This is a genomic window from Amycolatopsis sp. NPDC049868, from assembly GCF_044461365.1.
GTDB lineage: Bacteria > Actinomycetota > Actinomycetes > Mycobacteriales > Pseudonocardiaceae > Amycolatopsis.
On the sequence record NZ_JBITKV010000001.1, the window covers coordinates 915,641 to 942,005 of the forward strand.

The 26,365-nt window shown below is 68.2% G+C and carries 27 protein-coding genes, 1 tRNA gene and 1 riboswitch; of the genes, 15 read left to right on the forward strand and 13 right to left on the reverse strand.

Going from position 1 to position 26,365, the window contains the following annotated elements; genetic code table 11:
* Positions 1 to 54: 54 nt before the first annotated feature.
* The gene (locus ACIBTM_RS04510) at positions 55 to 969 is read right to left on the reverse strand and encodes an LLM class flavin-dependent oxidoreductase (protein WP_395875147.1); all 915 of its coding nucleotides are present in this window, start codon (positions 967 to 969) and stop codon (positions 55 to 57) included.
* An 86-nt stretch (positions 970 to 1,055) separates the two neighbouring features.
* Here ACIBTM_RS04510 and ACIBTM_RS04515 point away from each other — a divergent pair, with 86 nt between their 5' ends.
* Positions 1,056 to 1,820: a helix-turn-helix domain-containing protein gene (locus tag ACIBTM_RS04515; RefSeq protein WP_395875148.1), complete on the forward strand. Its 765-nt coding sequence runs from the start codon at positions 1,056 to 1,058 to the stop codon at positions 1,818 to 1,820.
* On the opposite strand, the gene ACIBTM_RS04520 is transcribed toward ACIBTM_RS04515, so the two are convergent.
* Complete coding sequence (locus ACIBTM_RS04520) at positions 1,817 to 2,320, reverse strand: DedA family protein (RefSeq protein WP_395875149.1); 504 nt, start codon at positions 2,318 to 2,320, stop codon at positions 1,817 to 1,819. The genes ACIBTM_RS04515 and ACIBTM_RS04520 overlap by 4 nt on opposite strands.
* Complete coding sequence (locus ACIBTM_RS04525) at positions 2,292 to 2,894, reverse strand: class I SAM-dependent methyltransferase (RefSeq protein WP_395875150.1); 603 nt, start codon at positions 2,892 to 2,894, stop codon at positions 2,292 to 2,294. Before ACIBTM_RS04525 ends, ACIBTM_RS04520 begins: the two co-directional genes overlap by 29 nt.
* 137 nt (positions 2,895 to 3,031) lie before the next feature.
* On the opposite strand from ACIBTM_RS04525, the gene ACIBTM_RS04530 reads away from it, so the two are divergent.
* From ACIBTM_RS04530 to ACIBTM_RS04550, 5 genes are all read left to right on the forward strand, one after another.
* On the forward strand, positions 3,032 to 4,192 hold the full coding sequence (locus ACIBTM_RS04530; RefSeq protein ID WP_395875791.1) for a sensor histidine kinase: 1,161 nt from the start codon (positions 3,032 to 3,034) through the stop codon (positions 4,190 to 4,192).
* Entirely contained in the window at positions 4,189 to 4,848 is a 660-nt protein-coding gene (locus tag ACIBTM_RS04535; RefSeq protein WP_395875151.1) for a response regulator, read from the forward strand. Before ACIBTM_RS04530 ends, ACIBTM_RS04535 begins: the two co-directional genes overlap by 4 nt.
* 21 nt (positions 4,849 to 4,869) lie before the next feature.
* Positions 4,870 to 6,057: a PQQ-dependent sugar dehydrogenase gene (locus ACIBTM_RS04540; RefSeq protein WP_395875152.1), complete on the forward strand. Its 1,188-nt coding sequence runs from the start codon at positions 4,870 to 4,872 to the stop codon at positions 6,055 to 6,057.
* Positions 6,058 to 6,164: 107 nt separating this feature from the next.
* Entirely contained in the window at positions 6,165 to 6,686 is a 522-nt protein-coding gene (locus ACIBTM_RS04545) for an isochorismatase family protein (RefSeq protein ID WP_395875153.1), read from the forward strand.
* Positions 6,687 to 6,689: 3 nt separating this feature from the next.
* Positions 6,690 to 7,082: an NUDIX domain-containing protein gene (locus ACIBTM_RS04550; protein WP_395875154.1), complete on the forward strand. Its 393-nt coding sequence runs from the start codon at positions 6,690 to 6,692 to the stop codon at positions 7,080 to 7,082.
* Positions 7,083 to 7,085: 3 nt separating this feature from the next.
* On the opposite strand, the gene ACIBTM_RS04555 is transcribed toward ACIBTM_RS04550, so the two are convergent.
* From ACIBTM_RS04555 to ACIBTM_RS04565, 3 genes are all read right to left on the reverse strand, one after another.
* Positions 7,086 to 7,700 (reverse strand): hypothetical protein, encoded by a 615-nt coding sequence (locus tag ACIBTM_RS04555; RefSeq protein ID WP_395875155.1) that lies wholly within the window; start codon positions 7,698 to 7,700, stop codon positions 7,086 to 7,088.
* Positions 7,701 to 7,778: 78 nt separating this feature from the next.
* Positions 7,779 to 8,372: a TetR/AcrR family transcriptional regulator gene (locus ACIBTM_RS04560; protein WP_037342446.1), complete on the reverse strand. Its 594-nt coding sequence runs from the start codon at positions 8,370 to 8,372 to the stop codon at positions 7,779 to 7,781.
* 98 nt (positions 8,373 to 8,470) lie between these two features.
* Complete coding sequence (locus ACIBTM_RS04565) at positions 8,471 to 9,421, reverse strand: acyl-CoA desaturase (RefSeq protein ID WP_395875156.1); 951 nt, start codon at positions 9,419 to 9,421, stop codon at positions 8,471 to 8,473.
* A 173-nt stretch (positions 9,422 to 9,594) separates the two neighbouring features.
* Between ACIBTM_RS04565 and ACIBTM_RS04570 the strand changes: the two genes are divergently transcribed.
* The 5 genes from ACIBTM_RS04570 to ACIBTM_RS04590 all read left to right on the forward strand — a co-directional run bounded on the left by ACIBTM_RS04570 (position 9,595) and on the right by ACIBTM_RS04590 (position 14,971).
* Positions 9,595 to 9,666, forward strand: a tRNA-Gln gene (locus ACIBTM_RS04570).
* Positions 9,667 to 9,709: 43 nt separating this feature from the next.
* A complete protein-coding gene (locus tag ACIBTM_RS04575; protein ID WP_395875157.1) occupies positions 9,710 to 11,458 on the forward strand; it encodes a diguanylate cyclase domain-containing protein in 1,749 nt (582 codons plus the stop codon).
* Positions 11,459 to 11,502: 44 nt separating this feature from the next.
* The gene (glmU, locus tag ACIBTM_RS04580; RefSeq protein ID WP_395875158.1) at positions 11,503 to 12,990 is read left to right on the forward strand and encodes a bifunctional UDP-N-acetylglucosamine diphosphorylase/glucosamine-1-phosphate N-acetyltransferase GlmU; all 1,488 of its coding nucleotides are present in this window, start codon (positions 11,503 to 11,505) and stop codon (positions 12,988 to 12,990) included.
* Positions 12,987 to 13,967, forward strand: a complete 981-nt coding sequence (locus ACIBTM_RS04585; RefSeq protein WP_063270941.1) for a ribose-phosphate diphosphokinase — start codon at positions 12,987 to 12,989, stop codon at positions 13,965 to 13,967. The genes glmU and ACIBTM_RS04585 overlap by 4 nt, the downstream gene beginning before the upstream one ends.
* Positions 13,968 to 14,095: 128 nt before the next feature.
* Positions 14,096 to 14,971, forward strand: coding sequence for a TIGR03621 family F420-dependent LLM class oxidoreductase (locus ACIBTM_RS04590; RefSeq protein WP_395875159.1), 876 nt, complete (start codon positions 14,096 to 14,098; stop codon positions 14,969 to 14,971).
* Here the strand turns inward: ACIBTM_RS04590 and ACIBTM_RS04595 are convergent.
* The gene (locus tag ACIBTM_RS04595; RefSeq protein ID WP_016337307.1) at positions 14,965 to 15,582 is read right to left on the reverse strand and encodes an NAD(P)-dependent oxidoreductase; all 618 of its coding nucleotides are present in this window, start codon (positions 15,580 to 15,582) and stop codon (positions 14,965 to 14,967) included. The two genes, ACIBTM_RS04590 and ACIBTM_RS04595, sit on opposite strands and share 7 nt — an antisense overlap.
* A 96-nt stretch (positions 15,583 to 15,678) precedes the next feature.
* Positions 15,679 to 16,800 (reverse strand): hypothetical protein, encoded by a 1,122-nt coding sequence (locus ACIBTM_RS04600; protein ID WP_395875160.1) that lies wholly within the window; start codon positions 16,798 to 16,800, stop codon positions 15,679 to 15,681.
* 340 nt (positions 16,801 to 17,140) lie between these two features.
* Between ACIBTM_RS04600 and ACIBTM_RS04605 the strand changes: the two genes are divergently transcribed.
* The 4 genes from ACIBTM_RS04605 to ACIBTM_RS04620 all read left to right on the forward strand — a co-directional run bounded on the left by ACIBTM_RS04605 (position 17,141) and on the right by ACIBTM_RS04620 (position 19,200).
* Positions 17,141 to 17,746, forward strand: coding sequence for a 50S ribosomal protein L25/general stress protein Ctc (locus ACIBTM_RS04605; RefSeq protein ID WP_395875161.1), 606 nt, complete (start codon positions 17,141 to 17,143; stop codon positions 17,744 to 17,746).
* A 10-nt stretch (positions 17,747 to 17,756) separates the two neighbouring features.
* On the forward strand, positions 17,757 to 18,353 hold the full coding sequence (pth, locus tag ACIBTM_RS04610; protein WP_395875162.1) for an aminoacyl-tRNA hydrolase: 597 nt from the start codon (positions 17,757 to 17,759) through the stop codon (positions 18,351 to 18,353).
* Between the two features lie 158 nt (positions 18,354 to 18,511).
* Positions 18,512 to 18,871 carry a DivIVA domain-containing protein gene (locus ACIBTM_RS04615; protein WP_395875163.1) on the forward strand — a complete coding sequence of 120 codons (360 nt, stop codon included), beginning with the start codon at positions 18,512 to 18,514 and terminating at the stop codon, positions 18,869 to 18,871.
* Positions 18,871 to 19,200: a DivIVA domain-containing protein gene (locus ACIBTM_RS04620; protein WP_395875164.1), complete on the forward strand. Its 330-nt coding sequence runs from the start codon at positions 18,871 to 18,873 to the stop codon at positions 19,198 to 19,200. The genes ACIBTM_RS04615 and ACIBTM_RS04620 overlap by 1 nt, the downstream gene beginning before the upstream one ends.
* A gap of 61 nt (positions 19,201 to 19,261) precedes the next feature.
* Here ACIBTM_RS04620 and ACIBTM_RS04625 read toward each other — a convergent pair whose 3' ends face one another.
* From ACIBTM_RS04625 to rsmA, 5 genes are all read right to left on the reverse strand, one after another.
* Complete coding sequence (locus tag ACIBTM_RS04625; protein ID WP_395875165.1) at positions 19,262 to 20,953, reverse strand: fatty acyl-AMP ligase; 1,692 nt, start codon at positions 20,951 to 20,953, stop codon at positions 19,262 to 19,264.
* 51 nt (positions 20,954 to 21,004) lie between these two features.
* Positions 21,005 to 22,777 (reverse strand): ATP-binding cassette domain-containing protein, encoded by a 1,773-nt coding sequence (locus ACIBTM_RS04630; protein ID WP_395875166.1) that lies wholly within the window; start codon positions 22,775 to 22,777, stop codon positions 21,005 to 21,007.
* A gap of 67 nt (positions 22,778 to 22,844) precedes the next feature.
* Positions 22,845 to 23,810 (reverse strand): 4-(cytidine 5'-diphospho)-2-C-methyl-D-erythritol kinase, encoded by a 966-nt coding sequence (locus tag ACIBTM_RS04635; protein WP_395875167.1) that lies wholly within the window; start codon positions 23,808 to 23,810, stop codon positions 22,845 to 22,847.
* A gap of 121 nt (positions 23,811 to 23,931) precedes the next feature.
* Positions 23,932 to 24,942, reverse strand: coding sequence for a methionine ABC transporter ATP-binding protein (locus tag ACIBTM_RS04640; RefSeq protein WP_395875168.1), 1,011 nt, complete (start codon positions 24,940 to 24,942; stop codon positions 23,932 to 23,934).
* Between the two features lie 214 nt (positions 24,943 to 25,156).
* A riboswitch (SAM riboswitch) is annotated at positions 25,157 to 25,247 on the reverse strand.
* A 246-nt stretch (positions 25,248 to 25,493) separates the two neighbouring features.
* Positions 25,494 to 26,330, reverse strand: coding sequence for a 16S rRNA (adenine(1518)-N(6)/adenine(1519)-N(6))-dimethyltransferase RsmA (gene rsmA, locus ACIBTM_RS04645; protein ID WP_395875169.1), 837 nt, complete (start codon positions 26,328 to 26,330; stop codon positions 25,494 to 25,496).
* Positions 26,331 to 26,365: the final 35 nt, after the last annotated feature.

Here is a 26,365-nt window from a genome sequence, read left to right on the forward strand (position 1 = left end):
GAGCGTTTGTCACCGTCCCAGCCTACGTGGGGGCACCGACAGTCCGCCGCGCGATTACCTGGGCAGGGCGTCGAAGACCTTCGGGAGCTGCTCGTCGAACTCGGCGGGCTCCTGTGTCGCGATGCGGATCAGCACGTGTTCCGCGCCCGCGTCCTGGTATTCGCGCAACCTGGCGGCGACCTGCTCCGGGCTGCCCGCGATCAGCATCTGGATCTTCTCGACGAAGTCCAGCGGAACGCCGTAGTTCCGCCGCGCGTAGTCCTCCAGCCGCTCGCGTGCCCTGATCGGGTCATCCTCGATGAGCACTGTCGCGAACAACGCCGGTGTCACAGGGCGTACGGCCGCTTCGCGAATCTTCGCGAGTCCGTCGACGTAGTCCGCGACGTCGGGCGGGTACGGCAGCCAGCCGTCATACAGCCGTCCCGCACGCTTCAGCGCGCCCGGGGTGAAGGCGGCCAGCCACACCGGCGGGCCACCGGGACGGTGCGGTTCCGGGTACTCCGGCAGGGTGTCGTAGCGCAGCACGTCGCCGTGGAACGGACCGCTCTTCCCGCTCCAGACGTGCCGCCACAACGCGACGATGTCGTCGAGACGGGCACGGCGGCGTTCCCACGGGACCCGGGTGAAAGCGAACTCGGGTTCGCTGCGCCCCGCGAATCCCGCACCGACGGCGAGGGTGACGCGGCCTCGGCTGAGCAGGTCGAGCGAGAGGATCGCGTTCGCGGAAAGGAGCGGATCCCGCAACGCGGGCAGCAGCGCGGCGGTGCCGAGGGTGACCCGCTCGGTTCTGGCGGCGAACGCGCCGAGCAACGTCAAGGAATCGATGGGTGCCTTCGCGAGAGTGTCCCCGACCCAGACCGAATCGAAGCCGAGGCGTTCGGCTTCGACGGCGATGGCGACCATTTCCGGCGCGGTGCGCCCGGCGTCGAGGATGGACCGATAAGTGGGGACGACCAGACCGAATTTCATGCCGGAAGCATCTCCGCGGCAGGGAATCGTCTCAATTCCTTCGAGGGAATGGCGACGCCGGCGGCGTCTCGGCCAAGATGACGACCATGGTTTCCGGATTCGGCCCCGCGCTCCGGGGCTGGCGCGAACGACGGCGGCTTTCCCAGCTGGAACTGGCGCTCCGGGCCGGGACCACCCAACGGCACGTGAGCTTCCTGGAAGGCGGCCGGTCGATCCCCGGCCGCGGCCTGGTGCTGCGCGTCGCCGAATCGCTCGAACTGCCCCTGCGTGAACGCAACGGCCTGCTGCTCGCCGCCGGGTTCGCCCCCGGTTTCCCCGAGACGGAACTGGACGATCCGAGTCTGCGGCCGGTCCTCGACGGCATGCGGCGGCTGCTCGACGGGCACCGCCCGTATCCGGCCATCGTGGTCGACCGCTACGGCGTGCTCGTCGCCCGCAACGACGCGCTCGACCTGCTGTTCGAGGACGTGGCACCGGAACTGCTGGAGGAACCGGTCAACACCCTGCGGCTCGCGCTGCACCCGAAGGGGATGGCGCCGAGGGTGCGCAACCTCGCGGACTGGGCAAGGCACATCCTGGAACGGTTGACGCAGGAGATCGCGCACGCGCCCGACGAGCGGCTCACCGCGCTGCTGGCCGAACTCGAAGGTTACGTTCCGGCGCCCGGCCCGCCCGGGCCCGATCACCTCGGTTTCGCGGTGCCGATGCGCTTGTCCACTTCGGCGGGCGAACTGCGGCTGATCACGGCCATCACGACGTTCGCGACCGCGGCCGACGTCACGGTTTCGGAATTGAAACTGGAGACGTTCCTCCCCGCCGACGCCGAGACGGCGGCGATCCTCACCCGTTAACCCAGTGCGGCGCCCGCGTGGCCCAGGAACAGCTCGGCGCAGGCCCACACCACGGCCGCGCAGACGCTACCGGGCACGAACCGCCGGTACGGCATCTCGGCCGCTCCCGCGATCCGCGGCACCACGGTCCGCACCCCGGCGAGGCAGCGGCCGGCGATCACGGCCGGGACGCCGTACCGGGCGACGGCCCGCTCCACCCGCTCCCACCGATCCCGGCCGAATCGCCGCCCGAACCGCGTGGTCCGCAGCCGCGGGCCCAGCCTCCGCCCCTCCAGGAAGGCGATCTGGTCGCCGGCCACGGCGGCACCGATCGCGACCGTCAACGCCAGTGGCAGGTCGAGCGTGCCTCGTCCGGCGAGGAACCCCATCAGCAGCAGGCTGGACAACGTCGGCAGCACGATTCCCGGCAGCAGCGCGGTTTCCAGGAAGATCAGGGCGCCGCAGACGAGGTAGACGAGTACGGGCGGCGCCTCAAGAAGCGGCCGTAACAGGCTGTCCAAGACGCCTCCCCGTCTTCTGCGGCAAAGCCGCGCGGTGCACGAAGGCGGGCGGCAGGTTCGGCCAGACCAACGGGGTCCGGCCGGTCACCGCGAACCGGTCCCGCAGCGCCGCGGCGAACCGGCGGGCAGGCGTCGTCCAGGCCGCGTGCGCGTAGGCGAACGTCGTGAACCGTCCGTGCGGGGCGAGGATCTCCGTCACCTGGTCGAGGATCCGCAGCCGCCGTTCGCCGGGCATGACCGTCCACGGCAGCCCGGAGACCACGACGTCGGCGGCTCCGTCCACGTACGAGAGCAGATCCTCGGCGGAGCCCTCGACGACCTCGACGTCCCTGTGCCGGGACCGCAGTTCCCGCGCCAGCCGCGGATTGATCTCGACCGCGATCAGCCGCGCGCCCGGTGGCAGGCGGCGGACGACGGCGCCGGTGAACACACCGGTCCCGGGGCCGAGCTCGACGACGAGCCTGGCGCTTTCCAGCCCGAGGCCCGCGGTCATGGCCTCCGCGAGTTTCGGGGAGCTGGCCGCGACAGCTCCGGTCAGGACGGGATGGCGGAGGAATTCCCTGGTGATCGACATGTTCCCGACGCTAGGAACGGGCTTTGTGGCTCCGCGTCGGCCACGTCGGCCGGTCTCGTCCTCCTGTGGGAGGACCCCGGGAGTACCCCAGGACGACGCGCTCCCGTGCCGGGCGGCGTTACGTTCGAACGGTGCCAATGCTGCTCGACCGGCTCCGCGCCCACCCGTGGGTGACCGACCTTCCCCTCTACGCGTGGTTCGTCTTCCTCGCGCCGACCGGATCGTCGTCCGTCCCCAAGGCCGTCCTGCTGGTGCCGTACCTCTTCCTCGTCCCGCTGCTCTGGCGGCGCCGCCACCCCGAGCTCGTCGCGGTGCTGATCGTCGCCGGGGTGACCGCGCAGTACTCCACGGAACTCTGGGCCTACGACCGCGGCCGGGGCGAACTGGCGATGGCCGTCGCGCTCTACACGCTGGTCCGCGCGGGAAACCGCCGCTTCGCCGCGCTGATCGCCGTCGCGATCGTCGCACTGGACATCACGTGGGGTCTCGCCTGGGGAGGCGCCACCGAACAGGGCACCTGGCTCGCCATCGGCGCGACGCTCCCGCTGCATGTCGCGGCTTGGGCGCTCGGCGAGTTCTTCCGTGCGAGGCAACGGCTTTCCGCGGAGGAAGAGACGAAGGCGGAGCTGGCCGCATCCGAACAGGAGGCCCGTGCCCGGGCCGCCGTCGCCGAGGAACGCACCCGCATCGCCCGCGAACTGCACGACGTCCTCGCACACAGTGTGAGCGTCATCGTGATCAACGCCGAAGGCGCGAAACTCATGCGCGACAAGGATCCCGACGTCGTCGACCGGACACTCGACACGATCGGCAAGGCGGGCCGCGACGCGCTCGCCGAGCTACGCCGTCTGCTGGAAGTCCTCCATGCCGGCGAAACGGCCCGAAGCCCGCAGCCGACCGTCGCGGAGCTTCGTGACCTGGTCGCGCAGGTCAGCGCGAGCGGACGGGACGTGGATCTCCAGGTCACCGGGGACGCCGAGGGGTTGCCGCCGAGCGCCGCGCTGCAGGCGTACCGCATCGTCCAGGAATCGCTGACCAACATGATCAAACACGCACCGGGAGACGCGAGCGGCCAGGTCGAGATCGATTTCGGCCATGGTGGTCAACGCCGGAACGTACGGATCGAGGTGACGAACACGGGCGGGAGCGAACCGATCGCGCCGCGGCTCCCGTCGTCCGGCAGGGGGATCGCCGGCATGACCCAGCGCGTCGAGATGTTCCACGGCACCCTCGACACCGGACCGACACGTGACGGCGGCTACCGGGTCGCCGCGAACCTGGTGGTGGAGGCGGGATGACGGCCGTGAAGGTGCTGATCTGCGACGATCAGGAACTGGTCCGGGTCGGGATGGGGATGATCGTCACCAGCCAGGACGACCTGACCGTCGCGGGCGAAGCCACCAACGGCGCGGAAGCGATCGAAGCCGCCGAGAAACTGCGGCCGGATCTGGTCCTGATGGACGTCCGGATGCCCGTGCTCGACGGAGTCGCGGCGACCGAGCGGATCTGCCGGTCGCTTCCGGACACCCGGGTCCTCATGATCACCACGTTCGACCTCGACGAATACGCGTATGCCGCGTTGCGTGCCGGTGCCAGCGGCTTCCTCGTCAAGGACGCGCCCGCCGACGAAATCCTCGTGGCGATCCGGGGCGTCCTCCGCGGCGACTCGATGGTCTCCCCCTCGGTGACGAAACGGCTGCTCGACCGCTACCTGGCCGACGAACGGGACTCCGGTGAGAGCGCGCGGCTCGAGACGCTGACCGAACGCGAGAAGGACGTCCTCTCCCTTATCGCGCGCGGTCTGGCGAACGCCGAAATCGCCGCGAAGCTCTACATCGGGGAAACGACCGTGAAGACCCACGTCGGCCGGATCCTCGCGAAGCTCTCGCTGCGCGACCGTGTGCACGCGGTCGTGTTCGCCTACGAAAGCGGTTTGGTTCGCGCGGGCGGTTGAGCACGGTGGCATGCTGATGTCATGCGCACTTCCGCCGTCGTCGCGTTCGCTTCCCTGTCCTTGCTGGTCACGGCCTGTTCCGGAGCGTCGAGCGAGACGGTGCAGAGCGCGCCGCCGGTCACCTCGAAGCCCGCGGTGTCGAAGCTGAAGGTCGAGCAGGTGACGGCCGGGCTCGAGCACGGCTGGGATGTCGGTTTCCTGCCGGACGGGAAGTTCCTCGTCACCCAGCGCCCCGGGAAGCTGGCCCTGATCGACGGCGGCGCCAAGCGTGACGTCGCCGCCGACTTCTCCGACGTCCACGTACGCGGCGAAGGCGGCCTGATGGGGATGGTGGTCAGCAAGGACTTCGCGACGTCGCGCGAATTCATCACCTGCCAGACCCACAAGGAAGGCGACAAGGCCGTCGACATCCGGCTGGTCACCTGGCGGCTTTCGGAAGACGGCGCGAACGCCACGAAGGTCAAGGACCTGCTGACCGGGCTGCCGGTGAACCCCAGCGGCAGGCATTCCGGCTGCCGTCCCGCGTTCGGCGCGGACGGCGCGCTCCTCGTCGGCACCGGCGACACCGCCCGCCCGCAGCACCCGCAGGACCGGACGAGCCTCGGTGGCAAGGTGCTGCGCGTCGACGCGAAGACCGGGAACGCGTTGCCGGACAACCCGTTCGCGAAATCCGCGAACCCGAACGAACAACGCGTGTTCACCTACGGGCACCGCAACGTCCAAGGCGTCACGGTCCGCCCGGGCACCGGGCAGGTGTTCACCGCGGAGCACGGGCCGACCATCGACGACGAGGTCAACCTGGAGACCTCAGGCGGGAACTACGGCTGGGACCCGTCCAAGGGCGGCACCGAGACCAGCTACGACGAAAGCGTCCCGATGACCGACAAGCAGCGCTTCCCGGACGCCGTAAGTCCTTTGTGGACGACCGGCGAGATCACCGAGGCGATCTGCGGCGCCGAGTTCCTCACCGGATCGCACTGGGGCGCGCTGGAAGGTTCGCTCGCCGTGACCGCGTTGAAGGGACAGAAACTCCTGCTGTTCCGCCTCGACGACGCCGGCAAGGTCACCGAAGTGACGCTGCCGCCCGAGTTCGACGACAAGTTCGGCAGGCTGCGCGCCGTCCGCAGCGGTCCGGACGGCGCCCTCTACATCACGACTTCGGAAGGCCAGGACGACAAACTGCTGAAGGTCACGCCCGAGGCTCAATGACCGAGGTGCGCGCCGCCACCGCGTAGCCGATTCCCGTTCCGCCGCCGGTGACCACTACTTCCCTGTGCTGCCCCATGTCCGCAGCATAGGGCCACTAGGCTTCCCCCATGACGAAGATCGACCCGGCGACGACGGCGCTCGTCCTGATCGACCTCCAGACCCGGATCGTCTCGCTGGAGACCGTCCCGATCGAAGGCACCGAAGTGGTGTCGAACGCCGTCCTGCTGCGAGACGCCTTCAGCGCGGCCGGCTCGCCGATCGTCCACGTGCGCGCGCATCGGCCGAACGTCGACGAGCAGCCGCCCGGCAGTGAACTGGTCGCCGAACTGACACCTCGCGAAGGCGAGCACTTGATCACCAAGAACACGATCGGCGCGTTCTACGGCACCGGACTCGACGAACTCCTGCGCGGGCTCGGCGTGAAGACGCTGGTGCTCGCCGGGATCGCCACGGAGTACGGCGTCGAATCGACGCTGCGGGCCGCGATCGACCACGGCTACGAGAGCATCGCCGTTTCGGACGCGATGGCGGGCATCGCCGCGATCTCCCACGAATCGGCGATCACGCAGGTGTTCCCGCGGCTGGGCGAAGTGCTCACGACCGCCGAGACCGCCGCGGCGCTGGGCTGAACCATGATCGACAAGATCGCTTGGCTGCACCTGGTCGACGGCCGGATCCTCAGCACCCGCTCACGTGGCAAATCCGTGTTCTATCTGCCCGGTGGCAAACGCGAACCAGGTGAAACCGACGCCGAGACCCTGGTACGGGAGATCCGCGAGGAACTGACCGTCGAGATCGATCCGGCGGACATCGCACCCGCCGGAGTCTTCGAAGCGCAGGCCGACGGGCACGTGTCCGGGCTTCTGGTCCGGATGACCTGCTACACGGCCGGATTCAGCGGAACACTCGCGGCCAGCAGCGAAATCGAGGAAGTCGCGTGGCTGGGCTATCAGGACAGGGACCGGGTCTCCGCGGTGGACAAGATCATCTTCGACCACTTGCGGGAGACCTGCCTCCTACGCTGACCGCTATTTCAGCTCATCGAGGCACAGCACCCGTTCGCGCGGGATCAGCCCGCCGTCACCCTTCGTGTCCGTCGACGGCACCGCGGCGCACGCCGGGTCGGCGAGCTCGGCATGCCTTTCGATCGCGAGCACCTTGTAGTGCGCTCCCGCGCAGTCCACCTTCTCGATCTTCTTCGCCGCGAAGACGTCCCCGGGCAGGCAATCTCCGACGGCAGGCAACCGTGCGCCCGGATTCTTGAGGTTTTCCAGACAGAGCAGGGTGCCGTCGGCAGCCGTCTGCTTCCCCTGGAAGTAGTACAGGTCGGCAGTGGGGTACTCGTCGCATTCGGACGCACCCGAAAGCAGTACCCCGACTTCCGACTTTCCACCCTGTTTCCCGACGACCTTGAAGTTCGCTTCCGGCGTCCCGCACTCGACGTTCTTGATACTTTCCGCGTTGTCGACGTTGCCCTTGAGACAGGCGCCGACCTCGGTACGCGACGCCGTCAACGGATTCTCGGCGAAGATCCCGAGCAGGACGATGGCACCGAAGACTCCCACGATGATGACCGGCTTCAGCCACGGTCTCTTCTTCTGCGGCGCCATCTGCCCGACGGCAAGCGCGGAAAAGTTCTCCACGGTGTTCCCCCAGTTTGATGATCTCTTTGGGGAACCCAGCGCTCATCGGCCGGGAAACGTTACTACCGCGCGACGCTATCAGTGCAGCCGCAGCTTGGGCTTGTGCTCCAAATTGGACAGACCGTTCCACGCCAGGTTGACCAGATGCGCGGCGACCTCGTCGCGTTTCGGCTTCCGGGCGTCGAGCCACCACTGTCCGGTGAGCGCCACCATCCCGACGAGCGCCTGCGCGTACAGCGCGGCCAGCTTCTCGTCGTAGCCCCGGGCGGCGAACTGCTGCGCGAGGATGTGCTCGACCTGGCTGGCGATGTCGTTCAGCACCGTCGAGAACGTGCCCGTCGAACTCGCGACGGGCGAATCCCGCACCAGGATGCGGAAGCCGTCGTGCGAATCCTCGACGTAGGAGAGCAACGCGATCGCCGCCTGCTCCAGCATCACCCTCGGATGTCCACCGTGGAGGGTGGAGACCATCCGGTCGAGCAGCAGCTGCGTCTCACGGTCGACGACGACGGCGTAGATGCCTTCCTTGCCGCCGAAGTGCTCGTACACCACCGGTTTGGAGACGTTCGCGCGGTGCGCGATCTCCTCGATGGACGTTCCTTCGAAACCCTTCTCCGCGAAAAGGGCCCTGGCGACGTTGAGCAGCTGCTGCCTGCGCTCAGTCCCCGTCATCCGCACCCTGGCCACCGGAGCGACAGGACGCGCCCCGGTGACCGCTTCACGCTTGGTCCGCCTTCTCCCCGCCATCGCAGAAGACTAACGCGACCTCGCTATTTGCTTTCAGCGGCGATGCGCGCGAGGCGCTGCGGGGTCGGCCAGCGCACGTCGTAGGCCCAGCCGAACTTCTCGAAGATCCAAATGAGCCGCGCGGAAAGGTCGATCTGACCGCGCTGCACACCGTGCCGCGCCGAGGTCGGGTCGGCGTGGTGCAGGTTGTGCCACGACTCGCCGAAGGAGAAGATCGCCAGCGGCCAGAAGTTGGCCGACTTGTCGCGGGCGGCGAACGGGCGCTCGCCGATCATGTGGCAGACCGAGTTGACCGACCAGGTCACGTGGTGCAGCACGCAGACCCGCACCAGCCCGGCCCAGAAGAACGCGGTCACCGCGCCCCAGAACGACCAGGTGATCAGTCCGCCCAGGATCGCGGGCAGCACCAGGGTGAGCAGGCTCCACAGCCAGAACAGGTCGTCGACCTTCTTGATGGCCGGATCCTTCACCAGGTCCGGCGCGAAACGCTCCGCGTTGGTCTGATCGCGCTCGAACAGCCAGCCCATGTGCGCGTGCCAGAACCCCTTGGCGATGGCGAGCGGCGAGGTGCCGAACAGCCACGGCGAATGCGGGTCGCCGTCGCGGTCGGAGAAGGCGTGGTGGCGCCGGTGGTCGGCGACCCAGGTGATGACGGGGCCCTGGACGGCCATGCTGCCGGCGATCGCCATCGCGACGCGCAGCCACGGCTTGGCCTTGAACGAGCCGTGCGTGAAGTAGCGGTGATAAGAGACGGTGATCCCGAGGCCGCTGATCGCGTAGAAGACCACGAACAGGCCGACGTCGACCCAGGTCAGTCCCCAGCCCCAGGCGAACGGGACGGCCGCGAGCAGCGCGGCGAGCGGGAAGACGACCCCGAGGTAGACCGAGAGCTGCACGGCGCCCGATCGTTGTCCGTCGATTACCGGTTTGGGGCCCTTCGCGGGCTTCTGGGAACGGTCGAGGGTAGCCGTCATGCAGTCACTTCTTTTCTACGCGCAACCCTGAGGGTTTCCCTAAGGGTGACCTTACCTACGATGCCGTAAGTTACGGTACAGGAGGTTTCGTCCCCTGTGGAGTGCCCGCGACGGTGAGGCCACCCCCGGGCGCACGAGGACGTCCCCGACATGGCTATCCTGACCAGGATCGATCCGCCGTAGTGTAATCGGCAGCACTTCAGATTTTGGTTCTGACAGTTCAGGTTCGAATCCTGGCGGCGGAGCAGACGAACAGATGACCAGCGGCGTTTTCAACGGTGGGGGTGTGTGCGGCTGACCGAGGACGCGACGACCAGTGGCAGGCGGCCGGCGCTTGCGGAGATGTCCGACGCCTGGCTACACGGTCGCGCGCGCGAACTCGGGGCGGCCATCCAACGCGTCAGCTTCGCCGAGCAGCTGGACATCGTCACCAGTCTCGACGAACTCCTCGACGAGACGCAGCGCCGCGGCGAACCGCTGCTGGTCGCCCAGCTGCTGCGGTACTCCGCGATGGCCAGGCTGGTCACCCGCGGGCTCGCCGCCGAAGCCGAACCCAGGCTCGACGAGATGCTCGCGCACACCCGGCGGCACGGTCTCGCGCTGATGCGGGCCGACGCGCACGCCATGCGCGGCCGACGGCTGGTGATCGCCAAACAGGAGGACGCCGCCCTCACCGAGATCGCCAGGGCACTGGCCATCCTCGACGATTCCGCGGTCCCGGACCGGCAGGTCGGCAGGCGCAACTGGGACCGGATGCTGTCCACGACCCTGGTCGACTGCTGGCTGGTGCTGAACCAGCTGGGTGTCTACGAGGCGGCCGAGGAGGCCATCGCCCGCGCCGCGCAGGCGATCCGCGACAGCGCGAGCCCGCACGAGATCGCGCTCCAGCTGATCAACCGGGTCAAGATGCTGCTGGGCTGGGGCCTGCGCCTCGAACGCATCGAACGGTACGACGAGGGAGCGGACAAGTTCCGCACCGCGGCGTCGATGGCCCAGGCCGCCGAGGGCCCGTTCACCGAATCGCTGTTCCCGCGCAAGGCGGGCGTGCCCGCGATCGACCAGGTCGGCGTACTCGCCGCCGCGGCCGCGCTGGCGTCGCCCGATTCGTCGCATATCGACCGGCTGACCTCACTGCTGCATCCGGAGCTGGTGTTCCCGCACGAACGCGAGATCATCGCCATCGCGCTGGCCCGCTGCCTGGACAACGACGGCCGCCGCGAGGACGCGCTGCAGGTCCTCAAAGAGGTCCGCGAGGACAACGAAGAGGGCTCGCTGCCGTCGATGCGGCTGAACCTCGCCCGCGAGCTGGCCAGGCTCGACACCACGCCGGACTACGCGTCCGGGGCGAGCCAGTCGCTGATCGACTACGCGACCATCCTGGAAACGGAGATGTGGTCGCTGCGGGAATCGCAGATCGCCACGCTCAACGCGCGGCGGGAGCACGAACGGCTCTCCGCCGAGCACGGCGCCATCACCCAGCAGGCGTTGCAGGACCCGCTCACCGGGCTGCCGAACCGGCGCGCGCTCGACGAAAAGCTGCGTTCGCTGGCGTCGTCCGCCGATGCCCAGCCGCTCGCGGTCGCACTGGTCGACCTCGACGGATTCAAGGACGTCAACGACAAGCAGTCGCACGCCGAAGGTGACAACGTGCTCCGTGTCATCGCGAGCACGCTGCGCGACGCCCTGCGCGGCGACGACGTCGTCGCCCGTTACGGCGGAGACGAGTTCATCGTGCTTCTACCTGGGGCTCCGGCGTCCGCGGCGAAGCAGGCGCTGGGTCGTTCTGTGAATGCCGTCGCATCTCTGCCGCACCATCTTTCGCACGGCGTCACGCTCTCCGTCGGCCTTGTCTCGCTCCGCCCGCAGGAACGGGCCGAGCAGGTCCTCGCGCGTGCCGATGCGGCCATGTACCAGGCGAAACGCGGCGGCGGGAACCAGGTTTCGTCGGTGAACTCGATGGCCATCGATCCGGTGACCGGATGGCCCGGCGAGGATGCTCCGACCGACCCCGCGTGGGACGCCGAGCAGCCCACGTAGGATCAATGCCCGACAACCACCGTTGGTGAAATGTTGGGAGTGCCGTGACCGGCCCGCTGAGCACGTTGATCCTCGCCGCGGGTGAGGGCACCCGCATGCGCTCGTCCACCCCGAAGGTGCTGCACCCGATCGCCGGCCGCCCGTTGGTCGAGCACGCGGTGCGGGCCGCCGCGGGACTGAACCCGGAGCACCTGGTCGTGGTCATCGGCCACGGCCGCGACTCGGTCGGCGCCCGGCTGGCGAAGGTCGGCGAGGCGCTCGGCCGCGAGGTCGTCACGGCCGTCCAGGAGGAGCAGAAGGGCACCGGGCACGCCGTCTCGTGCGCGCTCTCGGCGCTGCCCGCCGGACTGACCGGCACCGTCGTCGTCAGCTACGGCGACGTTCCGCTGCTCGACACCGAAACGCTCGCTTCCCTGGTCGCCGAGCACACCTCCACCGGTAACGCGGTCACCGTGCTGACCGCGGTCGTCGAGAACCCGACCGGCTACGGCCGGATCATCCGCGACGGAAACGGCGTCGTCACCTCGATCGTCGAGCAGAAGGACGCCACCCCCGAACAGCACGAAATCGCCGAAATCAATTCCGGCGTCTACGCCTTCGACGCCTCGGTCCTGGTCGACGGGCTTTCGAAGCTTTCGACCGACAACGCGCAGGGCGAGCTCTACCTCACCGACGTCCTCGGCATCGCCCGCGGCGACGGCAAGGGCGTCGGCGCGCTGGTCATCGACGACCCGTGGGTGACCGAAGGCGTCAACGACCGCGTCCAGCTCTCCGTCCTCGGCGCCGAGCTGAACCGCCGGATCGTGCGCGGCTGGCAGCGGGCGGGTGTCACCGTCGTCGACCCGGCGAGCACCTGGATCGACGCGGGCGTGACCTTGTCGCGCGACGTCGTCATCGAACCCGGCGTTCAGCTGAAGGGCTCGACGTCGATCGGCGAGGGCTCGCAGATCGGCCCGGACAGCACCCTGGAGAACGTCTCCGTCGGCGCGGGCGCGTCGGTGGTGCGGACGCACGGTTCCGATTCGGAATTGGGCGACGGCGTGAAGGTCGGCCCGTTCACCTACCTCCGTCCCGGCTCCAAACTGGGGACCAAGGGCAAACTCGGCGCTTTCGTCGAGACGAAGAACGCCGACATCGGCGCCGGGACGAAGGTTCCGCACCTGACCTACGTCGGCGACGCGACCATCGGCGAGAACAGCAACATCGGGTGTTCCAGCGTCTTCGTCAACTACGACGGCGTGAACAAGCACCACACCACGATCGGCTCCCATGTGCGGCTCGGCGCGGACAACACGTTCGTCGCCCCGGTGACCATCGGCGATGGCGCCTACAGTGGGGCAGGCACCGTGATCAGGCAAGACGTGCCCCCGGGCGCGCTCGCCGTGTCCACCGGGCCGCAGCGCAACATCGAAGACTGGGTGTCCCGGCGCAGGCCGGGCACACCCGCGGCGGAAGCAGCTTCCGCCGCGAAGCAGGACACCACCGCCGTGTCCGATTCAAATAAGGGAAACGACGGGGAGTCGCCAGCATGAGCTCGAAGTCCGGAACACCGAAGAAGAACCTGATGCTGTTCTCCGGGCGCGCACACCCGGAACTCGCCGAAGAGGTCGCCAAGCACCTCAACATCGCGATCGTTCCGCAGACCGCGCACAACTTCGCCAACGGAGAGATCTTCGTCCGGTTCAACGAGTCGGTGCGAGGGGCCGACGCGTTCGTGATCCAGAGCCACCCGGCGCCCATCAACGAATGGGTGATGGAGCAGCTGATCATGGTGGACGCGCTCAAGCGCGCGAGCGCCAAGCGGATCACCGTGATCATGCCGTTCTACCCGTACGCGCGGCAGGACAAGAAGCACAAGGGCCGCGAGCCGATCTCCGCGCGCCTGATCGCGGACCTGTTCAAGACCGCCGGCGCCGACCGGATCATGACGGTCGACCTGCACACCGCGCAGATCCAGGGCTTCTTCGACGGCCCCGTCGACCACCTGCTCGCGCAGAACGTGCTGGCCGCGCACATCAACAAGACCTACCAGGACGAGAACATCACCGTCGTCTCGCCGGACTCGGGCCGGGTGCGGCTCGCCGAGAAGTGGGCGGCGCAGCTGGGTGACCGGCCGATCGCCTTCATCCACAAGACCCGCGACCCGGACAAGCCGAACCAGGCCGTCGCCAACCGCGTCGTCGGCAAGGTCCGCGGTCAGCTGTGCGTGCTGATCGACGACATGATCGACACCGGCGGCACGATCGTGAAGGCCACCGAGGCCCTGCTCGACGAAGGCGCGGCCGACGTCGTCATCGCCTCGACGCACGGCATCCTGTCCGACCCCGCCACCGAGCGGCTGTCGAACTGCAAGGCGCGCGAGGTGATCGTCACCAACACGCTGCCGATCCCGGAGGAGAAGCGATTCCCCGGGCTGACCGTGCTGTCCATCGCGCCGCTGCTGGCGCAGGCGATCCAGCAGGTCTTCGAGGACGGGTCGGTCACGTCCCTCTTCGACGGCAACGCCTGATCCCCAAGGAAGCAGGGGACCTTTGCTACCACTCTCCGACGAGAGCGGTAGCAAAGGTCCCCTGCTTCGTTTTCGGCTCCTCGCGAAACGGCGCGCGCCCGGCCTCCCCACCTGGCTAGGTTTCCGGCATGGGGAAATTCAAGTTCGGCGTGAACCTGTGGGGCGCCGAGAACCGCGAAAACTGGGTCGCGAAGTGCCGCCGCGTCGAGGCCCTCGGATACGACGTCATCTCTGTGCCGGATCACCTCGGCTCAGGACGGAACGCGCCTTTCCCGGCACTGACCATGGCCGCCGCGGTGACCCAGCGGCCCCGCCTCGGCACTCTCGTCTCCAACGTGCCTTTTTACAACTTCGCGCTCTTCGCGCGCGACGTCGTCACGACGGTGAAGATGACCGGCGACCGGCTGGACCTCGGTCTCGGCTCCGGTCACATGAAATCGGAATTCGACGATGCCGGCCTGCCGTGGATCCCGGCCAAGGAACGTATCGAGTACCTCACCGAGGGCCTTGACCACCTGCGCGAACACTTCGCCGCCGAAGGGATAACGCCCCCGCCGCTGCTCCTCGCGGGCAACAGCGACGGCGTACTCTCCCTCGCCGCCCGCGAAGCCGACATCGCCGGCTTCGCGGGCCTTCGTCAAGCACCGGGAAAGTCGCCGGGCACCTTCCGGCTCGACGATGCGGAACGCATGGACGAACGCGTCGCCTTCTTCCGCTCACACGCGGATGGCCGGGATCCCGAACTGAACATGCTCGTCCAGCGGGTCGTGGTCACGGACGACCGGCGCGCGGCCGCCGAGTCCTGGCGCGAAGAGCTGAAGGACCAGGACAGCCTCGACGTCGACGCTCTGCTCGAAACGCCCCAATTGCTGTTCGGGACCACCGGCGAGATGGTCCGGCAGCTTCAGGAGCGTCGCGAACGGTACGGCTTCTCCTACATCACGGTGTTCGAGCCGATGCTGGAAACGTTCGCGCCGGTCGTGAAGGAACTGTCCGGTCAGTAAGCGACGCAGAAACGCTGACGGCGGCGCTCCGGCTTGTCGATCTCGTCGACGAACGCGATCGCGTAGTCGGCGCCGCTGATCTTCGATCCACCGTTCTCGTCGGTCAGGAGCACGTCTCCGCCGAGCCGGAACTCACCGGTCCGCTCGCCCTCGGCCCACGCGCCGAACTCCGCGGCCGGGCTGAGGTAGAACCAGTCGACGTCCTCGGGAAGCTTCCGGAACGCCTCCAGCACCTCGGCGTGCGCACCCGCCTCGCCCTTGTACTCGTCCGGGAACTCGGGGGTGTCGATCAGGCGCGGCCCACCCTCGGCGACGTTCAGGCTGCCCGCCCCGCCGACGACCCCGATCCGCGCACCGTTGTCCTTCGCGACCTGGGCGATCGAGGGCACCGCTTCGAGCAGACCGCTCTGCCCGTGAACCGCGATGACCAGAACGTCCGCACCCTTGGCGACGTCGGCCAGGAAGGCCTCGTCGTAGAGCGAGCCCGCCCTGGTCCCCTCGCCTTCCGCGTTCCTCGACACCGCCAGAACCTCGTGACCGCGGCCGCGCGCCTCCGCGGCGATCTTTCCGCCCGCGTACCCGGTTCCTCCGAACACAACCAACTTCGCCATCGCGTTTCTCCTTTTTCATCGGCGACCACGCCGATGCTAAGAACGCAAGATCGGCTACTTCAACGTATGCAACGCACCCCGAGGTGTGTGTGCAGGTCAGCCACCCAGCGCGGCGAACTCGGACTTGAGCTTCTCTCGGACGACGTTGACGTCGACCGCGGCCCGGACCTCGCCGCGCGCCGAAGGCTTCGCCTGCACCTGATAGCTGGCGTTCCGATTCGGCAGCTTGAACTTGACCTCACAGGTCATGCTCGTCGTGGCGCCGGGTGCCGCGTCGGCGCCGGCGGTGCAGCTCTGCGCGCCGAGGGACTGCGCGGTGAAATCGACGGTCAGCGTCAGACGCACGGGCGCCCCGCTCACGCCGCCGATGACGGTGTTGGCGACGTCGATGGTCGCCCGGCAGGTTCCGACGAAGTCCGTGCAGTCCAGCTTGTCGTTGACGACGCTGACGCTCACCTGGGTGAGCGCGTCGAACGGCTGCCCGATTCCTCCGACCGCGCCGTCCAGATCGGTCTGGAGCTTCTTGAGCGCGTCCCCGGTGAGCGGTTCGACCCGCATCTCGGCACCGAGCGTCTTACCGCCCGCCGCGGCGACGAGGGAAGGCGCGAAACTGACGACGCGATGCGGCGCGGCGGTGGTCACGCGTAGTGCTCCGAGCCCACCGCCGACGTCGTAGACCTCGGTCCCGTCGGGCAACTTCGACCGGACCGGATCGGTCAGCGGGTTCATCGCGGCCACCGCGGTCCTCAGAGTCGACGCGGCCTTGCGCGGGCTGAGCACCTCGACGGCGTTCACCGGCAGGTCGGAGCCGTCCGTACGGACCCAGCTGGTGCCGTACTGCTCGCTGTTACCGAGCCCATGCGCCTTCCAGTACTCCGGCGTCGCCGAGAGGTACAGCTGGTTGTCCGCGGCCACGATCTGGACGGCCTGGCCGTCGACCGGCAACGCGCCATGCGCGCTGCCGCTGCGGGTGATCCGGAACTGCAGTTCGGCGGGTTTGCCGGAAGCGTCCTTGATTGTCGACTTGTAGACAACGGCTGGAGCCTGCTCAAGCGCCTTCAGCGCACTTTCGACCGCGCCGCGCTGCTCGGCGCGCCGGTCCACCCGCTGCTGCTCGGCGGGCGAGATCCCCGCCGCCCCGTCGATCGCGACGTCGCAACCGGCCACGAGGCAGCACAATGCGGCGATCGCGCCGATCCTCGACCGTCGTGCCGCCATTCCGCCCCCTCTGGTCTCGTGTGCGAGGAGATCACACCTTAGAAAAGGGGTCGCGCACCACCGCATTCGCGGGTTCCCGAAGCAGCTGTCACCGACTTGTCACCTGAACGAGCCACCCGGCGGGACCCCGGCACGACCGCTTGGTCTACACTTTCCCGGTCTCGGCGAGGCGGGTTCCGTGAGCACCTGGTGCCCGACGTGATCGACGCGGCGGCTTGAGTGGCCACACGCGGTCGAGCACGCCTGTGGAATTCGCCGCCGAACACCCGAACCGCCCGAACCATCCCCACCTCAGCATGCTTTCGCTGAACATGTTGGTGAATTGAAGGAGTGCTACACCGTGTCCGAGGTAAGCCTGTCCGTCGAGCCCCGCACCGAATTCGGCAAGGGTGCCGCGCGTCGCACGCGTCGTGCCGGCAAGATCCCCGCGGTGCTGTACGGGCACGGCTCGGACCCGCGCCACTACGCCCTGCCCGCCCTCGAGTTCGCCCGCGTCGTGCGTGAGAACGGCAGCAACGCCGTCATCACCCTCGAGCTCGAAGGCAAGAGCGAGCTGGCGCTGACGAAGACCATCGTCGTCCACCCGCTGAAGAACTACATCGAGCACGTCGACCTGCTGGTCGTCCGCCGCGGCGAGAAGGTCACCGTCGACGTCCCGGTCGTCGTCACCGGCACCGCGGGCCCGGGCACCCTGGTCACCACCGACCTCGACACCCTTCAGATCGAGGTCGAGGCGCTGCACATCCCCGAGCAGGTCGAGGTCTCGGTCGAGGGCGTCGAAGCCGGCACCCAGATCCTCGCCTCGCAGGTCACCCTGCCGCAGGGCGCCACCCTGGTCACCGACGCCGAGGCGCTGGTCGTCGCCGTGAACGAGGCGCCGTCCGAGTCGTCGCTCGAGGGCGAAGAGGCCGAGGCTGCGGCCGCCCCCGCCGAGGACGCCGAATAAAGTCACCGGTGTGACCGAAGCAGTACTTCCCGGGGCCGGCGAGCAGATCCTGCTCGTCGGCCTCGGCAATCCCGGCCCCCAATACGCGGGCAACAGGCACAACGTCGGCTTCATGGTGCTCGACGAACTGGCCGGCCGCGTCGGCGGCAAGTTCAAAGCACACAAGAGCGGCGCCGAGATCCTCGAAGGCAGGCTGGCGGGCCTGCGCGTGGTCTTGGCCAAGCCGCGTTCGTACATGAACCTCTCGGGCGGCCCTGTCGTGGGCGCGGCCCGGTTCTACAAGATCCCCCCGGCCGGTGTCGTGGTCGTCCACGACGAGCTGGACGTCGACTTCGGCGCGCTCAAGATGAAGCTGGGCGGCGGCGACAACGGCCACAACGGTCTCCGCTCGATCACCAAATCCCTGGGCACGAAGGACTACTACCGTGTCCGTTTCGGCGTCGGGCGCCCTCCGGGGCGGCAAGATCCGGCTGATTTCGTGCTGAAAGACTTCTCGACGGTCGAACGCAAAGAGCTCGCTTTCGAGATCGATCGTTGCGCCGACGCAGTTGAAGCGCTTATCAGCACCGGTCTCGCGGCTGCCCAGAACACCTTCCACGCTGGGTGAATCCGCTCACATGGCGGTGCGTTACACCCCGTCACTCGAAGGCGTTTCACCACGCCCCTGATCGAGTCGTGGAATAGCGCGAGCCTTCCGGGGAACTCTCAAAACCGTTAGGACGGAATGCGGAGATCGCATTCCCCACCGAAACCGGAGAGAGTTTCATGTCGTTTACGGCCGAAGACATCACCGGCGCCACTTTTCCGAACGCCCCGATCGGGCGGCGCGGATACGCCAAACACGAGGTCGACGCGTTCCTGGAACGGATCGCGGACACGATCTCGGATCGGGACGACCTGACGGCCGCCGAGGTCCACCACGTCATGTTCTCGCGTCCGTTGATCGGGAAGCGCGGCTACGACGAACGCGAAGTCGACGATTTCCTCGACAAGGTCGAGGGGCAACTCGCCCAGCGGACCGGCCAGCACGCACTCCGCGTGCCCGGTGCCCGTGAAGAGGACGAGGCCACCGCCGAACGCGCCGTTCCGGACCGCGGTCCCGCCGAGTCCCTGCGGGAGCGCTAGTGCCCGTCACCGCGTTCGAGGCCAGAACCCGGCAGTTCGACAGGGCACCGATCGGCGCCCGTGGCTACCACGAACCCGCCGTCGACGCCTTCCTCGAACGGGTCGCGGCGACTCTCGACGGCGACGACGACCTGTCGGTTTCGGACGTCCACAACGTGGCGTTCGCCAAAGCGCCGCTCTCGAAACGAGGCTACGACCCGGCAGCCGTCGACGCGTTCCTGCGAGACGTCGAGGGCACGCTCGCCGGGTTGTCCCAGTCCTCCGGCTACTACATTGCGCCTGCTCTGGAGCACACCCATAGCCGCAAGCCGCTGTGGCGACGCCGCTGACCAACGGGAGGTGCCGCGAAAGGGCCGGGGCCGCGCTACTCGCGGCCCCGGCCCTTTCGTGTCAGCTGGTCGCCGCGTTCTTGGCGATCTTGTCCGCGAACTGGACGGCGGTCGCGGCCCGCTTCACCTTGCCCGAGGGCGTCTTCGGCAGGCTCCCCGCGGGGAGCACCACAACGGCGAAGGGCCGCATGTCGACGGCGCCACGTACCTTGGCCGCGACCTCCTTCGCCAGAGCCTTCTCCGTTTCCGGGTCACCGGCGAGTTTCGATTCGACGACGACGGCGAACCGCTCCCGTCGGCTGCCGGCGTCGAGCCGCACGGCCACGGCGTTCCCCGCCCGCACCCCTTCGACCGAGGTCGCCGCCCGTTCGATGTCGGTCGGGTACAGGTTCCGCCCGCCCATGATGATGACGTCCTTGCGACGGCCGCAGATCACGATCATGCCGTCGACCAGGTAACCGAGGTCGCCGGTGAGCAGCCAGCCGTCCTCGTCCTGTGTCGCGAGCGGACCTTCCATGGTCAGGTACCCCGGCGTCACGGCCTCGCCACGCAGGCGGATCTCCCCGACCTCGCGTTCCCCGAGCACGGTTCCCTTGTCGTCGACGATCTCGGCCTCGAGCCCGTCGAGCGGCGGGCCGAGCACCGCGAAGGACCGGACCGCGTCGGTTCCGCGGCGCGGATCGCTTTCAGGGACCGGCACCGCACGGTTGTCCACCTCGAGCGCTTCGGCTTCGACGACGTCCAGCGTCAAGCCGGTGAACAACGGCGCGAACGAAACCGCGAGAGTCGCCTCCGCCATGCCGTACGCCGGGAAGACGCATTCGGCGGGCATCTTGAAGCGTGCCCCGGCATCGACGAACGTCTGCACGGCCGTTTCGTCGATCGGCTCGGCGCCGTTCAACGCGATCCGAAGCTTCGAGAGGTCGTACGCGTTGTCGTCCTCGACACGGGCCATCCGCCTGCCCACGATCGCGTACGCGAAGTTCGGGGCGGCCGTGGTCGTCCCGTTGTACTTGCTGATCAGCTGCGGCCAGATCAACGGTCCCGACAGGAACTCGAGCGGCGTGATCTTGACGAGTTCGACACCGAACGTCATCGGGACCGTCAGGAAGCCGACCATCCCCATGTCGTGGAAGGTGGGCAGCCACGAGACCATCACGTCGACATCGAAGTCGAACTCGGCCCGATCGACCATCGCCTTGACGTTCGAATACAGGTTTCCGTAGGTGATCCGAACGGCCTTCGGGTCGGCCGTCGACCCGCTGGTCAGTTGCAGGAGCGCCGTATCCGATTCGGCCGTCGGCACGGACTCCGCCAGCGGCTCCGCCTCGAGCAGCTCGGTGATGACCTGGAAGTCGATGCCGTGCTCGGTGAGCACCGGCGCCAGCTGGTCGAACGGCTCGCCGAGCAGCACCAGGCCGGAACCGATCATCCGCAGCACGCGAACGGTGTCCTCGGCCCACTCCGCGAGGTCGGTGCGCTGCGTCGGCTGGTGCAGCATCGTCACGCTGCCGCCGGCGAGCCAAACCGCCTGAACCGTCGGCGCGATCAGCGACGGCGCCGCCGCCAGGACCGCGACCGCTTTGCCGGGCTCCAGCCCAGCCGCCACCAGACCCCCGGCGACCCGTTTGGCCTGCTCGTGGATCTCGGCCCATGTCCGCCGAACCGGCTCCTTGGGCTCCCCGGTGACCATTCCCCGCTGCTGACCTCGCCCCGCCGCGGTGGCGACGAGCGTGTCCACGAACCGACTCATGCGCGTCACACTACTGTCCGAGCTGGAAGACCCGCGCGCCGTCAAGTGAACTCATTCGATCGCTTCGGAGGTCTCGAGCCACTGAGCTTCGACCTCCTCTTTCTCCGTTTCGACGGCTTTCAGTTCGGTGTTCAGCTCGATGAGCTTCGTCGGATCGGTCGCCGCGGCGAGCAGCGCCGCATGCAGCTTCTCTTCCTTCGTGTGCAGCTGGTCGAGCTTGCGTTCGAGACGCGACAGCTCCTTCTGCGCCGCCCGTTGTTCCGCGGCGCTCTTCTTGGGCGCGGAGGCCTGCGCGTTGCCCGTCTTCCGGTCAATGCCGGCTTTTTCGAGGCTCTTGGCGCGCCGGTCCAGGTACTCCTCGATCCCGCCAGGCAAGTGGGTCACCTGCCCGTCCCCGAACAAGGCCACGATCGTGTCGCAGACGCGTTCCACCAGGTACCGGTCGTGCGAGACGACGACGAGGCTGCCCGGCCAGGAATCCAGCAGGTCTTCGAGCTGCTGCAAGGTATCGATATCGAGATCGTTCGTCGGCTCGTCGAGCAACAGCACGTTGGGCTCGGCCATCAGAAGGCGGCACAGCTGCAGGCGGCGCCGTTCGCCACCGGAAAGGTCTTCGACCGGCGTCCATTGCCTCGCCGCGGGGAACCCCAGCTTTTCGGCGAGCTGGGAAGCGGTGAGCTCCTGCTTGCCGAACACGACCCGGCCGGACACCTCTTCGATCGCCTGCAGCACGCGCAGATCACCCGGCAGGTCGTCGAGCTCCTGCCGCAGGTGCGCGAGGCTGACCGTCTTGCCCTGGATGCGTCGCCCCGTCTCGGGCTCCTTGTCGCCACCGAGCAGCTTGAGGAGCGTCGTCTTACCCGACCCGTTGACGCCGACCAGACCGACCCGGTCACCGGGCCCGATCCGCCAAGTGACGTGATCGAGCAGGGTGCGGTCGCCGACGGTCAACGTGGCGTCTTCGATCTCCAGGACGGTCTTCCCCAGCCGCCGACGCGCGAACGCCTGCAGCTCGACCGAATCACGCGGCTCCGGTACATCGGAGATCAGGGCCTCCGCCGCCTCTACGCGGTAGCGCGGCTTCGAGGTCCTGGCCTGCGGCCCACGGCGCAGCCACGCGAGCTCTTTACGCGCCAGGTTCTGCCGCTTTTCCTCGGCCGTCGCCGCCAGCCGCGCCCGTTCGGCCCGCGCGAAGATCCAGTCCGCGTACCCACCTTCGTACTGCTCGACGCGACCGTTGGTGACCTCCCAGGTCAGGCTCGCGACCGTGTCGAGGAACCACCGGTCGTGAGTGACGACCACGACCGCGATCTTGCGGTTCAGCAGGTGATCCGCGAGCCAGCGCACGCCTTCGACGTCCAGGTGGTTGGTCGGCTCGTCGAGGACCACGAGGTCCAGTTCGCCGGTGAGAGCGGCCGCCAGCGCCACCCGGCGGCGTTCGCCACCGGACAGGTTCGCCGTTTCCTTCTCGACGCCGAGAGCGGTGATCCCCAGACCGTCCATAATGGACCGGACTCGAGCGTCAGCGGCCCACTCGTGCTCCGCGCCGTAGCGCTCCAGCACGACATCTCCGACCGTGCTGCCGACCGGGAGCTCGGTCCGCTGGGTGACCACGGCCATCCGCAGGTCACGGACCTGACTGACCCGACCCGTATCCGGCTCGCTGATCCCCGCCAGAACCTCCAGCAGCGTCGTCTTCCCGCCCCCGTTGAGACCGACGACACCGATACGCTGCCCCTCCGCCACACCGAGCGAAACACCGTCGAGCAGCGGGCGCACCCCGAAGGACTTGCTCACCGACTCCAGGTTGACCAAGTTGGCCATGCCTCAGCCGATCCTTTCCGAAAAGCTTGCACCACAACGAATTAGTCGGTGTCCATTTCGGACACCCTTACGCGTGCACCCGCGGCGGCGACGGCCGCGGCGCGTCGTCGCCGCCGACCAGCCGGGCCCCGGGCACCGGCCCGTGCGCGACGCGCACCGTGCGGCAGACACCCGCTCCGGACAGCTCCGCGGCGACCTCGACGGCCGACTGGGCATCCGCGCACAGAAAGGCACAGGTCGGTCCGGATCCGGAGACGGTGCCGGCGAGCGCACCCGCGTTGACCCCCGCACGCAGTGTGCGACGCAATCCCGGCCGCAACGAGACGGCGGCCGCCTGCAGGTCATTGCCGAGAAGCAGCGCCAACTGCCGCGGGTCACCGGACGCGAGCGCCTCGACCACCGGAGTGTGCGAACCGATCCGAGGCGGGCTGCCCTCTTCACGCAACTTGTCCAGTTCGCCGAACACCCTAGGAGTCGAAAGACCACGCTGGTCGAAGGCCAGAACCCAATGGAAGGTGTGCCGCGACAAGACCGGCACCAGCTGCTCACCTCGGCCGGTGCCCAACGCGGTCCCACCGTAGAGCGCGAACGGGACATCACTGCCGAGCTTCGCGGCGATACCCGCCAGTTCGTCTCGGGAGATGTCGAGCTTCCACAGCGACGCGAGCCCCACCAGGGTCGCGGCCGCGTCGGCACTGCCTCCGGCCATCCCGCCCGCTACCGGAATGCCCTTGCGCAGCACCACCCTGACCTTGGACTCACCGTCCGCCTTGCCGACGTGGGCTGCCAGCGCCTGCGCCGCCTTCCAGGCGAGGTTGTTGGCCCCAGTAGGCACGGTGCCTTCGCCTTCGCCGTAGACCTCGACGCCGGGCTCCTCGGTGACCGCGACGGTCACCTCGTCCGTCAAGGAAAGCGCCTGGAACACGGTCACCAGCTCGTGGTAACCGTCCGGGCGTACGTCACCGACCGACAGGTGCAGGTTGACCTTGGCGGGAACCCTGACGGTTACTGGGGGCGGTACGACGGCGAGCACCCGTCAAGCCTACGTGGCCGCTCCGCTTGCGCCGTCACCAGGAGAAAGAGAACAGGACGAGTCGGACACGAACGGGCCGCCCCGGACGGATTTCGTCCTGAACGGCCCGTTCGCGGAGGAATCAGGCAGCGACACCCTGCGGTCCGCGGACCGGGTGGGTCACGTGGCCGCCACGTTCGGAGATCCAGGCGAGCGCCGCGTCCGCGCGCTCACCGCGCACACCGAGACGGAAACGGCCGACCGGCGTGTCGCCGATCCGGGTCAGGCCGCCGCCGATCGTGGCGAGTTCGACGTCGAAACGACCGGCGGCCTCCGGGAGCAGCGCACCGACCGAGGCGAAGCCGACGAGCACGACGTCCACCGCGCGGTCGTATTTCGAGGCCTGCGCCCGCCCGGTCTCGATCGCGGGAAGCAGCGCCTGCGCGGTACGGCTGTTCGGGTCGGAGACCAGGTCGAGCACGGTTCCGCGTTCGACGATCGCGCCGGCCTCCAGAACCGCGACGTCGTCGCAGACACGGCGAACGACGCTGGCGTCGGGAGTGGTGAGCAGCACGGTGACGCCAAGCTCGGCACGTGCCCGGTCGAGCACGGTCAGGACCGCGCCGGACTCCTCGGACTGCACGCCCGCGGTCGGGTCGTCGGCCAAGAGCACGGACGGCCCGGCGGCCAGCGCCTTGGCGATGGCCACTCGGCGCAGCTGCCCTTCGGAGAGGTCGCCCGGTCGCTGCCCCGCCCGAGGGGTGAGGCCGACCAGGTCGAGCAGATTGCCGACCCGGTTGCGACGCTGCGGCCCGTCGAGACCGAGCTGTTCGAGCGGCGAAGCGATGTTGCCGGCGATGGTGCGCTCGGCGAGCAGCTCCGGTTTGGTGCTCACGACACCGACCTGCCGCCGGATTTCGCGCAGACGGCGTCCGTCGAGGGTCCCCGTGTTGAGGCCGTCGAGGCGGACGACGCCACGGTCGGGCCGCTCCTGAAGGCCGATGCAACGAGCGAGGGTCGACTTGCCGGAGCCGGTCGGGCCGACGACTCCGAACAGCGAGCCCGCCTGGATGTCCACGCTCACATCGCGCAACGCGACGACGGGATTTCCGTTGAGAGGAAAGGATTTGGACAGATTTTCGACAGTGATCACGAGAGGCTCCATGCAAATGGGGCGCTGCTTCTTTCGAGCGCGCCGACCGTCACCGAGTGACCGTCCGTGAACGGACGGTCTTCAGAGGTAAGGGAGAAAGGACTCAGGCAGTAACGGTGGAGCGTCGACACGCACTTACCGTGCGGCGACCTTCATCGACGACACGTCGCCTGGTCAGCAGGAGCGGGTGGGTGACCCTGTTCATTAGGCACAGCCTCCATCGGTCCTGGCTGTAGCACCTGCCCTGTGGAGGGTGGTTGCTGCGACTTCGGCGAGCCAGGTCTCTCAGTCGCTCGGGATGGCTCACTGAGTAAAACCGATCCCACTGGATGAAAGCAAGCACGTAGGCGCAGATCACACGTCTGGTCGCGTCCATTATACAGGATCAGCGGTCCATATAATGGAACAAGGCGCGCGCCTCCGACTTGCGTCAGGCGCACTACCTGCTAAGACAACGCAGGCTCACACAGATCGAGAAGAAGCCTTACGCACTCGTGCTGACCTGGCCCGGCGGGCGTCCGAGCGTTGCCGGTCACACCTGAAGCAGGCGGTCAGCCGACGGCCGCGGCGATCCGCGCGAACTGGTGAACGTCCAGCTGCTCACCGCGGGTCTTGGGGTCGATACCCGCCTTCTCGAGCAGTTCCCCCGCGCGTTCGGCGGAACCGGCCCATGACGCCAACGCGGCACGCAAAGTCTTCCGCCGCTGGGAGAAGGCGGCGTCGACCACCGCGAACAATCGCTCCCGGTCCACGGACCACACCACATCGCCCCGCTCGAAAGCGACCAGCGCGGAGTCCACGTTCGGAACGGGCCAGAACACCGCGCGAGGCACCGCGGCGACCTTACGCGCCTTTCCGTACCACGCGAGCTTGACGCTTGGCACGCCATAAGTCCGGCTCCCCGGGCCGGCCGCCATCCGGTCCGCGACCTCGGTCTGGACCATCACGAGGCCACTGGTCAGCGACGGCAGTTCGGCAAGCAGGTGAAGCACGACCGGAACCGCGACGTTGTACGGCAGATTCGCGACGAGCGCCGTCGGACGCGCGGGCAGGTCGTCCGCCGTGATCCGCAACGCGTCCGCACCGACGACCGTCAGTCGTTCGGCCCCGCCCCGTTCGGCCACAGTGTCAGGCAATCGTCCCGCCAGGACGGGATCGATTTCGACCGCGACGACCTCGGCGCCGGTCGCGAGCAGTCCGAGGGTCAACGAGCCGAGGCCCGGCCCGACCTCCAGCACGACGTCGCCTTCGCCGACCCCCGAAAGGTCGACGATACGTCGCACCGTGTTCGGATCGTGCACGAAGTTCTGGCCGAGCTTCTTGGTCGGACGTACGTCCAGCTCGGCCGCCAGCGCCCTGATCTCCGCAGGACCGAGCAGTTCAGTCACCCGACGATCGTAGCCAGCCCCGGTAGGCCACGATT